The organism is Mycobacterium sp. (assembly GCF_044223235.1).
Classification (GTDB): domain Bacteria; phylum Actinomycetota; class Actinomycetes; order Mycobacteriales; family Mycobacteriaceae; genus Mycobacterium.
Genome location: NZ_JBGAME010000006.1, coordinates 243,712 through 253,964 on the forward strand (window position 1 = coordinate 243,712; position 10,253 = coordinate 253,964).

Annotated in this window: 11 protein-coding genes; 4 read left to right on the plus strand and 7 right to left on the minus strand. The window is 68.2% G+C overall.

Annotation, left to right across the window (positions count from 1 at the left end; all coding sequences use genetic code 11):
* Window positions 1-3: 3 nt before the first annotated feature.
* The 6 genes from ADBZ6K_RS11980 to ADBZ6K_RS12005 all read right to left on the minus strand — a co-directional run bounded on the left by ADBZ6K_RS11980 (window position 4) and on the right by ADBZ6K_RS12005 (window position 5,490).
* Window positions 4-615 carry a DUF4126 family protein gene (locus tag ADBZ6K_RS11980; RefSeq protein ID WP_526346781.1) on the minus strand — a complete coding sequence of 204 codons (612 nt, stop codon included), beginning with the start codon at window positions 613-615 and terminating at the stop codon, window positions 4-6.
* A 65-nt stretch (window positions 616-680) separates the two neighbouring features.
* Window positions 681-1,355: a methyltransferase family protein gene (locus tag ADBZ6K_RS11985; protein WP_526346783.1), complete on the minus strand. Its 675-nt coding sequence runs from the start codon at window positions 1,353-1,355 to the stop codon at window positions 681-683.
* 16 nt (window positions 1,356-1,371) lie between these two features.
* On the minus strand, window positions 1,372-2,937 hold the full coding sequence (locus tag ADBZ6K_RS11990) for an ABC transporter permease (RefSeq protein WP_526346837.1): 1,566 nt from the start codon (window positions 2,935-2,937) through the stop codon (window positions 1,372-1,374).
* A gap of 65 nt (window positions 2,938-3,002) precedes the next feature.
* The gene (locus ADBZ6K_RS11995) at window positions 3,003-3,917 is read right to left on the minus strand and encodes an ABC transporter ATP-binding protein (protein ID WP_526346785.1); all 915 of its coding nucleotides are present in this window, start codon (window positions 3,915-3,917) and stop codon (window positions 3,003-3,005) included.
* Window positions 3,918-3,922: 5 nt separating this feature from the next.
* Window positions 3,923-4,600, minus strand: a complete 678-nt coding sequence (locus tag ADBZ6K_RS12000; protein WP_526346787.1) for a TetR/AcrR family transcriptional regulator — start codon at window positions 4,598-4,600, stop codon at window positions 3,923-3,925.
* A 155-nt stretch (window positions 4,601-4,755) separates the two neighbouring features.
* A complete protein-coding gene (locus ADBZ6K_RS12005; protein ID WP_526346789.1) occupies window positions 4,756-5,490 on the minus strand; it encodes an O-methyltransferase in 735 nt (244 codons plus the stop codon).
* A gap of 189 nt (window positions 5,491-5,679) precedes the next feature.
* Between ADBZ6K_RS12005 and sigE the strand changes: the two genes are divergently transcribed.
* The 4 genes from sigE to tatB all read left to right on the plus strand — a co-directional run bounded on the left by sigE (window position 5,680) and on the right by tatB (window position 8,962).
* Window positions 5,680-6,477, plus strand: a complete 798-nt coding sequence (gene sigE, locus ADBZ6K_RS12010) for an RNA polymerase sigma factor SigE (RefSeq protein WP_526346791.1) — start codon at window positions 5,680-5,682, stop codon at window positions 6,475-6,477.
* A 76-nt stretch (window positions 6,478-6,553) separates the two neighbouring features.
* Window positions 6,554-6,952, plus strand: coding sequence for an anti-sigma E factor RseA (gene rseA / locus ADBZ6K_RS12015; protein WP_526346793.1), 399 nt, complete (start codon window positions 6,554-6,556; stop codon window positions 6,950-6,952).
* 67 nt (window positions 6,953-7,019) lie between these two features.
* Window positions 7,020-8,510: a serine protease HtrA gene (htrA, locus tag ADBZ6K_RS12020; RefSeq protein WP_526346795.1), complete on the plus strand. Its 1,491-nt coding sequence runs from the start codon at window positions 7,020-7,022 to the stop codon at window positions 8,508-8,510.
* 2 nt (window positions 8,511-8,512) lie between these two features.
* Window positions 8,513-8,962, plus strand: coding sequence for a Sec-independent protein translocase protein TatB (gene tatB / locus ADBZ6K_RS12025; protein ID WP_526346797.1), 450 nt, complete (start codon window positions 8,513-8,515; stop codon window positions 8,960-8,962).
* Window positions 8,963-8,993: 31 nt separating this feature from the next.
* Here the strand turns inward: tatB and ADBZ6K_RS12030 are convergent, their stop codons facing one another.
* Complete coding sequence (locus ADBZ6K_RS12030) at window positions 8,994-10,145, minus strand: P-loop NTPase (RefSeq protein ID WP_526346799.1); 1,152 nt, start codon at window positions 10,143-10,145, stop codon at window positions 8,994-8,996.
* Window positions 10,146-10,253: the final 108 nt, after the last annotated feature.

Consider the following 10,253-nt stretch of genomic DNA (forward strand, 5'->3'; position numbering starts at 1 on the left):
TCGCTACCTACGCGGATTGGCGACCCCGGACTCCAATTCGCGACGGTGCCGCCGGCGACGCCGCTGCAGCGACACGCCCGCCCACGCCAGCGCAACGAGGGCCACCAGCACCAGGACCGGCAGCAGGATCGCCAGGAACACCAGGCTGATGCTCGTGAAGTCCTCGACGGTGCTCAGCACCGGTGCGGCCACCCCGGCCGTCGCCACGTTGGCGGCAGGACGCACCGCGGACTTCGTCAGCGACACCACCAGCGCGGTGACGACGCCGATCGCGACGGGGACCCATTGTCCGGACTGGGCGAACGCCCCCGGATCGGTGACGGCCGCGGTCTGCGCGGACGTGCCCGAACCGAAGACGATGCCGCCCGCGGTCGGCCGGACGAAGGTCTGGATCATGTCGTTGACGCTGTCCAGCGCAGGGATCTTGTCCGCGATGATCTCCACGACCAGCAGCACCGCGACGATGCCCATCACCCAGCCGTTCTCCAGCCACGCCCAGGCGTGGGGCAGGGATACCAGGTCGGTGAACCGCGACAGCAGGCCCAGGGCCAGCAACGGGATGTACGCGTTCAACCCCGCGGCGGTGGCCAGCCCGAAGCCGGTCATGAGCTCCACCAGCCCATTATGCCGCCGCCACGGGAAGGCTTCCGGCGATCACCAGACATGATCACCAGAGGCGATCACCAGACGTGGGGCACCAGGCGGTAGTGCACCTTCTGCATGTACTCGGGGTATCCGGTCAGCTGTTCGCTCAGCATCTGCTCCTCGTCGAGAATCCGCACCGCGAGCGCCAGCACACCCGGCAGCAGGACCAGCAGCCCCCAATACGAGTCCAGCGCCAGCGGCATGCCGATCATCATGATCAGCGCCCCGACATACATCGGATGACGCACCAGCCCGTACATGCCGGTCGAAACGAGCGGCTGCTCAGACTCGACGGTGATCGTCGCCGCGGCGTAGCCGTTCTGGATCACGACGAACTGCGCCACGCCCAGCCCGACCGCGACCAGCACGTTGCCCAGAATGACGACCGCCGTCGGAACATGCGACCAGGCGAAGCGATGGTCCAAGGCGCTGACGATCAGAGCCGCCGCAATCGTCAGGATCGTGGCGCTCATGACCACCTTCTGCACCGTCCGCGTCTCGTGCGACGGCCCGGCACGCATCCGCCTGCGCAGAGCCGCGGGATTCTTCACGGCCAGATACCCGCTTGGCACGAGCGTTGCCACCATGAACACGGCGACAAAGGCCCATGCCTGCCAATAGGAGAGCGTTCCGGCCGGAATGAACAACAGCACGGCGAAGAACAGCACTCCGAAAACGGCCGACGCCAAGGATTGTGCGATCAACTTCATCATCTTTTCCTTCACTTCAGGCGGCGTCGCGGCGGCGATAGATCCAGCCGGCGAGCATCGTCAGCGCCGCGGCGACCACCGCCAACCCCACCAAGGCCGTGACCGACACGTCCGAGGGCGCCGTCGTGCGCCCCACCGGTGAGGCGTCGACCAGCCAGCGCGGCAATCGCAGCAGGGCGCCCAGGTAGAGTGCCAGCACAACGAAAGTGACTGCCAGCCAAGCGATCACCGGCCGCTTGAGCGCCACCGCCAATGCTGAGATGCCGGCGATCACCGCCAGCGCGGGAACGTAGGCCAGGCCGGCCAGCGTGAGCCGCGCGGCGGTGGCCGGCTCACCGAGGGTGAGCCCCGCGCCGAGGCCGTTGCCCAGTCCCGCGAAGAACATCAGAACCGCCGAGCCGAACACGGCGGTGAGCACCGCCGAGAGCAGCCAGCGCCGCCGCGACACCGCACCGGCCAGCACCACCTCTCCCAAACCCGACTGTTCGTCGGCGTACACCCTCAGCACCGCAGACGCGACGTAGGCGCACGCCGCCGCGGCCAGGAACTGGGTCATCGTGGTGTACACGCCGTCGTTCCCCTGGGCCGCCAGCACCCTGGCGATCAGCTCGTTGCCCTCCGCGGCGCTGAGCAGCGACTTGGTCATCGATCCGAACGTCAGACCCGCGAGAAACACACCAACGCTCCACCCGATGATCTGGCCGCGCTGAAGCGTGAGATGCAAGCCGGTCACGGTGGTGATTGCGCGCGCGTGGGGACGCTCACCGCTCGACGGGATGATGCCGCCGTCGTACTCCCGCCTCGACTCGAGCGCAGCGGCCAGCGCCATCAACCCCGCGGCCAGAAGACCCAGCGCGATGAGCGGCCACCAGCGCAGGTCGACGAACGCGCGCATCTGTTGCGCCCACGCGATCGGGGAGAACCAGCTCAACGCGCTGCCTGAGTTGTCGATCACGTCGCCGACCCCGCGCACCAGTGCCGCCAGCGCAAGCACCGCCATGGCGGCGCCGGTCGCGGTGCGCGATTGGCGCCACAGCTGGGCGGTCACCGCGGCAACGGCGCCGAACACCGTGGCGACCGCGGTGACACCGAGGCACATCGCGGCGGTGTTCACGACTTCGAAGCCGGTCGCGGCCATCGCCGCCGACATCGTCACGGTCAGGCTGGCGTTCACCGCGATCATCAGGATGAGCGCGGCGCCGGTACGCGCGTAGCGCCCGACGGCCGACGACATCACCAATTCCGCCGCACCGCTTTCCTCTTCGGCCCGGCTGTGCCGAATGACGGTGAGGATGGCCAGGATCGAGGTAGCCACGATCAGCGTCAGCATGAGTTCATTGGCCATCATCGCGCCGAGGTCGGTCTCATTGCCCCCGAATATGGGGCCGGCCAGCATGATTCCCGCCGGCGTTCGGAGTATATCGACCCTGGCCTGGCGCTGCGCTTCCTCCGGGTATGCCAGCTCGATGGCGCCGGGGGTGTAGACCATCGTCGCGGTCAGCAGCGCGATCCAGACCGCCAGCCGGATGCGGTCGCGCCGAACCGCGAGCCGAACCAGCGCACCGACCCCTCTCCCCGCGATTTCGGCGCGCTTTTCGACGCTGGGCGCCTGAAAGCGCGCCGAAATCGCTGAGGAGGAGGTGACGCTCACGGTGTGGCCCCTTGATATTCGCGCAGGAACAGATCCTCGAGCGAAGCAGGCGTCACGGTGAGCTCCTCGATGCCCAGCCGGGTGAGATTCGCCATGGTGTCGTCCAACTCGGTGCGATCCACCGAGAAGCGCACCTGGCCGTCTCGTTCGGAGAAGTCGTGCACCGAAGGGCGCATTGCCCGCGCGTCATCGCGCGTTCGGGCGGTGACCGTGGTGCGCATCAGGTGCCGCAGGTCGTCCAGCGTGCCGGATCGGACGGTACGGCCTGCGCGGATGATCGTGACGCTGTCGCAGAGCTTTTCGACCTCGGCGAGGATATGGCTGGAGAGCAGCACCGCCGCCCCCTGCGCAGCTACCTCGCGAACGCATTGCTGAAACGCCTTCTCCATCAACGGGTCCAGGCCTGAGGTCGGCTCGTCGAGGATGTAGAGTTCGGCGTCGCAGCTGAACGCCGCCACGATGGCCACCTTCTGTCGATTGCCCTTGGAGTACGTGCGGGCCTTCTTGTGCGGGTCGAGTTCGAACCGCTCGATCAGCACGTCTCTCCGCAGGGTGTTGATGCGGCCGTCGCCGCGCAGCCGGATCAGGAAGTCGATGGCCTGCGCGCCGGTGAGGTTGGGCCACAACGTCACATCGCCGGGCACATAGGCGACGCGCCGGTGCAGTGCGACCGCATCGCGCCAGGGATCGCCGCCGAGTAACCGGGCCGTGCCCCGATCGGCCCGCAGCAGTCCGAGCAGCACCCGGATGGTCGTCGACTTTCCCGCCCCGTTGGGTCCGAGGAATCCGGTGACATCACCGGGCGCCACGGTCAGATCGAGACCGTCGAGAGCCATGGTGCGGCCGAACGACTTCGACAGGCCGTGGATGTCGACCGCGAGCGGCGACCTTCGTGCATCGAGTGTGGGCATCGCTGTCACCTGCTTTCGCTGGGTTTCTCGGGGGTGGCCGCCGGCCCGGCGAAGGAGGCGCCCGCCTCGCGTCTGGCCAGGAAGGCCTCGTACATCGCGGGATCCGCCATCAGGCCGTTGGTGTAGATCTCCAGCGCGGGCAGCACCATCTCCTCGCTGTAATCCCGCAGCACGGCCCGCAGATCGGTCGGGTTCTCGTGCAGTTGCAGGTACAGGAGGAATGCGCCGCCACCGCAGAGCGAGAGATACCGGGCCCTGGCAGCGGGATCGCGGCTGGGCTTGAGCGTTCCGGCCCGCACCCCCTCCTCCAGGTACTGGTTGGCCTGGTCGATCATGCGGCGCCACAACATCTTTGCCAGCTCACCGCCGGTCTGCATGCTGCGGACCAGATACGCCATCATCGGTGCGTACGACTCGATCTCGGCCATCTGGGCGAACCATGTCGCGGGGTCGTTCGTCTGCAGCGTGGCCGATTTCTCGGTGCGGATCCGCTCGGCGATGTGGTCGTCGCAGGCCTTGCGCAGCTTCTCCTTGGAACCGAAGTGGTGGATCACCAGCGCCGCGCTGACGCCCGCCGATTCGGCGATTGTCCGCAATCCCACGTTGAATCCGTGCTGTCCGAATTGCTCGATTGCAGCATCGCGGATCCGGGCCACCGCGGTGCGATCATCCACTGAACGCATGTTTAGAACGCTAAACGACCGTTTAGCTCCTGGTCAAGGAATTGCCCGTCAAGGATCCGTAAAGATCGTCGGGTCGGGATCGGGTCGAGCAGGATAGAGCGCGACGCCGCGCGCGATGGGGCGCGACGCCGCGCGATAGTCAGCAGACTGATGACTCAGAGACGTGCGGCGGCGAGCAGGCCGTCGCCAAGGGGGATGAGTACGGGAGTGAGGCGCTCGTCCTCCGCGATCAGCCGGGTGGCCTCCCGCACGGCGCTCACCTGGGCGTCGTTGGCGGCGGCGTCGCCGGCCCTGCCGCCCAGCGCCGCCCGGTGGACCACGATCGCGCCGCCGGGACGGAGCAACCGGACGCCCTCCACGACGAACTGTGGCTGGTCGATCGGCTCGGCATCGATGAACACCAGGTCATAGGACTCGTCGGCGAGTCGGGTGAGGACATCCTGCGCCCGGCCGTTGATCAGCCGGGTTCGTGACGCCGCGGTTCCCGCCTCACTGAACGCCTGTTTGGCCAGCCGTTGATACTCCGGTTCGACGTCGATGGTGGTCAGCACGCCGTCGGCGCGCATACCCGCCAGCAGCCACAGCCCACTGACCCCGGCCCCGGTGCCGACCTCGACGACCGCTTTGCCGCCGGTCAGGCGGGCCAGCATACTCAGGAGTGCGCCCACGGCGGGGGTTACCGCGCCCGCGCCGATGTCGATCGCGCGTTCGCGAGCCGCCGCGACGACGGCGTCCTCGGAGATCGACTGTTCGGCATGGGTGACGATCGCCTCGGCCCGGCTGGGCCGGGCTGCGCTGTCGCTGGGCACGGTCCCGCTCTCGCCGGGCCGGACCGGACTGTCGCCGCCGGTGCCGCTCTGACCCGTCGTGCCCGTCGTGTCGTCGGCCATGCCCGCAGCGTAGATCCCGGCACAGTGCGCCAACGATGCGACACGCCCGTCGCCGAGCGACGGATTCGGGCGGTCCGAACGCGGGTTTCCGCAGGTTGAACCGGGATGCGGATGGCGGCGGGGGCATTCTCAGGAAATGTTCAGTTTGCTCATATGCCAAGCACACGCCGATCAGGAACCGTATCCCGCATGGAGAACGGCCAACGCTGCTGCCCCGGGAATAACGGTAGCGATCACCGTGTTCTCCACTGTGGTGAGCTCGAGGCCGGCGGGCCTGGTTGGCTGCACCAGGAAGAATGTGCCCACCGGGCAGAAGACCAGGAGGATCCGACGACCGCCATCGCTGCGACTTCGCAACCGGCTCCCGTCTCTATGTCCCACCTCGAGCAGTTCGCCGAGGCGGACTGGGTGGAGCCGTCCGACGAGTTGACCGGCACCGCGGTGTTCGACGCCACCGGTGACAAGACCGCCATGCCGTCGTGGGATCAACTAGTCCGTCAGCACGCCGATCGGGTGTACCGGCTGGCCTATCGCCTGTCTGGTAACCAGCACGACGCGGAGGATCTGACCCAGGAGACGTTCATCCGGGTGTTCCGGTCGGTGCAGAACTATCAGCCGGGGACCTTCGAGGGCTGGTTGCACCGCATCACCACCAACCTGTTTTTGGACATGGTGCGGCGGCGTGCGCGCATCCGCATGGAGGCGCTGCCCGAGGACTATGACCGGGTGCCCGCCGAGGACCCCAACCCCGAGCAGATCTACCACGACTCCCGTCTGGGACCGGATCTGCAGGCCGCGCTGGACTCGCTGCCGCCGGAGTTCCGCGCCGCCGTCGTCCTGTGCGACATCGAAGGATTGTCCTACGAGGAGATCGGCGCGACGCTCGGTGTGAAGCTAGGGACCGTCCGCAGCCGTATTCACCGGGGCAGGCAGGCCCTGCGGGACTACCTCGCGGCGCATTCGCCGGACACCGCGCGATCAGCCTGACCGATCGCGGGTGTCGCGCACAGCTTCCCGCGCTACATTCGTTTCAGCATGTGACATAGCGGAAGGGAGCTGCGCGATGGCCGACCCTGGGCACGTATTCCGCCGCGCCTTCTCCTGGCTGCCCGCGCAGTTCGCGTCGCAGAGCGACGCGCCAGTCGGAGCGCCCCGCCAGTTCCGCTCTACCGAGCATCTCTCGACCGAGGCCATCGCCGCCTTCGTGGACGGCGAACTGCGGATGAATGCCCACCTGCGCGCGGCGCATCACCTGTCGCTGTGCGCCCAGTGTGCGGCCGAGGTCGACGCACAGGGCCAGGCGCGCGCCGCGTTGCGGGACTCGTGTCCGATCGTGGTGCCGACATCTTTGCTTGGGCTATTGTCGCAGATCCCGAAGCACACTCCGCATGAGCCGCCCGCCGAATCCGACCCACCGCAATTTGCTGACGGCGATACGCGGTCGCGGCGCAAACGCCGGTAGGGTGTAAGCAAAGTCGAGTAGCGACGCGCCGGGTGGCCGCGCCGTCACATCAGAGAGTGAAGAGCTGGTGACCAATCTGGACCAGTCCGGCGGTGAAAGTCGTCTGACACCGCGCCCGGTCGACCGTCCCGCAGTCGATCCCGCCTCGCGTCTCGCGTTCGGCAGGCCCGACGGCGTCGGCGGGTCGTTTCAGGGCGGGGACAAGTACCGCGAGCAGGGCGAGTACACACCGAAGGACCAGGCCGCCGACCCAGTGCTGGCCGAGGCGTTCGGCAGGCCGTACGCGGGCGGGGATCCGCTGCAGCGCCATCCGACCGACGCGGGGGCACTGGACGCCGAGCGGCTGGGTGAAGACGATCTGCCCGACGATCCGTGGCGCGACCCCGCCGCAGCGGCCGCGCTGGGCACTCCCGCGCTCGAGCGGCCCGCACCGGCGCCCAGTACCGCGCCGGTGGGCAAGCTGGGCGTGCGTGACGTGCTGTTCGGCGGCAGGGTGTCCTACGCCGCGTTGGCGATCCTGGCCGTGCTCGCGCTGGTGATCGGATTCGCCGGGGGGTGGGTCGGGCGCAAGACCGCCGAGGTGGTCGAGGCTTTCACCACCTCCAAGGTCACGCTGGAAACCTCGGACAGCGGTCAGCCGCCGGAGGGCCGGTTCGCGAAAGTTGCTGCTGCGGTGGCTGATTCGGTGGTCACCATCGAGGCCGTCAGCGACCAGGACGGTTCGCAGGGCTCGGGTGTGATCGTCGACGGCAGCGGCTACATCGTCACCAACAACCACGTCATCTCCGAGGCTGCGACCAACCCGAGCAAGTACAAGATGAGCGTCGTGTTCAACGACGGCAAAGAGGTGCCTGCCAACCTGGTGGGCCGCGACCCGAAGACCGACCTCGCCGTGCTGAAGGTGGACAACGTCGACAACCTGAGCGTGGCGCGCTTCGGCGATTCGGACAAGCTGCGGGTGGGCGACGAGGTGATCGCGGCGGGCGCGCCGCTGGGCCTGCGCAGCACCGTCACCCAGGGCATCATCAGCGCGCTGCATCGGCCGGTGCCGTTGTCGGGTGACGGCTCCGACACCGATACCGTCATCGACGGTGTTCAGACCGACGCCTCGATCAACCACGGCAACTCGGGCGGGCCGCTGATCGACATGAACGGCGACGTCATCGGCATCAACACCGCGGGTAAATCGCTGTCGGAGAGCGCCAGCGGCCTCGGCTTCGCCATCCCCGTCAACGAGGTCAAGAACGTGGTTGACACGCTCATCCGCGACGGCAAGATCAGCCATCCCACGCTGGGCGTGACCGCCCGCTCGGTGAGCAACTCGCTGGCCTCCGGGGCTCAGATCGCCAATGTGAAGGCGGGCAGCCCCGCGGAGCGGGCCGGACTGCTCGAGAACGACGTCGTCGTGAAGGTCGGTGACCGCACTGTGGCGGATGCCGACGAGTTCGTGGTGGCGGTGCGCCAGCTGAAGATCGGTCAGGACGCGCCGATCGAGGTGGTCCGCGACGGTAGGCACGTCACGCTGACCGTCAACCCGTCCGGCGACAACAGCGTCTGACGATGTTCGCCAACATCGGGTGGGGCGAGATGATGGTCCTGGTGATCGCCGGACTGGTGATCCTCGGGCCGGAACGGCTGCCCGGCGCGATCCGTTGGACATCGGGGGCGCTGCGTCAGGCCCGCGACTACGTCAGCGGTGCGACGACCCAGCTGCGCCAGGACCTCGGGCCCGAGTTCGACGACCTGCGTGAGCCGCTGAGCGAGTTGCAGAAGCTTCGTGGCATGACTCCGCGGGCCGCGCTGACCAAACACCTGTTGGACGGCGACGATTCGTTCTTCACCGGCAAGTTCGATCGCCCGGCGGGTGACCCGCCCGTCAAGCCGGTCAGTTCACCGGCGCCTGCGGTGACCCCGTCGTCCGCGACCCCGGCTCAGCCGTCCGCGACCCCGGCTCAGCCGCCCGCGACCGCCGGGCCCGCGCAGACACCGTTCGACAGCGACGCGACGTAGACCCCGCCGGTCGGTGGGGAGTCGGTGCGGCTCAGCGACCCGTGGGATCGAGCCCCAACGACATACCGGCAAGCCCACGTTTGCGCGCCGACAGCCGCTCGGCCACCTCACGCAGTGCGCTACCCGCCGCGGAGTCCGGTGCGGACAGCACCAGCGGCACACCGGTATCACCGGCGGCGACCAGCGCCGGATCCAGCGGGATCTGGCCGAGCAGCGGCACGTCCGCCCCGACCGCACGGCTGAGGTTTTCGGCGACCTGGTGGCCGCCACCCTCACCGAAGAGCTGCATGGTCGTGCCATCGGGAAGCCGCAGCCCCGACATGTTCTCCACCACGCCTGCGATGCGCTGGCGGGTCTGCAGGGCGATCGCACCCGCCCGTTCGGCCACCTCGGCGGCGGCCAACTGCGGCGTCGTCACCACCAGGATCTCCGCGCCGGGCACGAGCTGCGCCACCGAGATCGCGATGTCTCCGGTGCCTGGGGGCAGGTCGAGCAGCAGGACGTCCAGGTCGCCCCAGTACACATCGGCCAGGAACTGCTGCAGCGCCCGGTGCAGCATCGGTCCGCGCCACACCACCGGCGTGTTGCCCTGGGTGAACATGGCGATCGAGATGACCCGGACCTCGTGTGAGATGGGCGGCAGGATCATCGACTCGACCTGGGTGGGCCGGTCGGTCGTGCCCATCATCCGCGGGACGGAGTGCCCGTAGATGTCGGCGTCGATCACCCCCACCGACAGGCCGCGGGCGGCCATCGCGGTGGCGAGGTTGACCGTCACGCTGGACTTGCCGACCCCACCCTTGCCCGATGCGACCGCGTACACCCGGGTCAGCGAACCGGGCTGGGCGAACGGGATCACCGGTTCCCGGGCGTCACCGCGCAGCTGTTTGCGCAGCTCGACACGCTGCTCGTCATTCATCACGTCGAGGCCGACGGTTACCGCGCCGGTACCCGCCACGTCGGCGGCCGCGGCTTTGACCCGTTCGGAGATCTCCGACTTCTTCGGACACGCCGATGTCGTCAGGTACACCTCGACATGCACGGCGTGATCGGGGGCGACGGTGACGCTCTTGACCATCCCGATCTCGGTGATCGGCCTGCGCAGCTCGGGATCGATCACCTTGCCGAGCGCGGCGCGAACCGACGCTTCCAGCGATTTCAGGTCATCAGGGGTTTGGGACATCACCCGCAGTCTAGGCCGACTCCGAAAGTCCCAGGCCGGGGGATCGGCGCGGGCAACTCGTCAGCCGAGGGGGCCGGGCGGTGGTCCCATCGGTACGGGGAAGCCCGG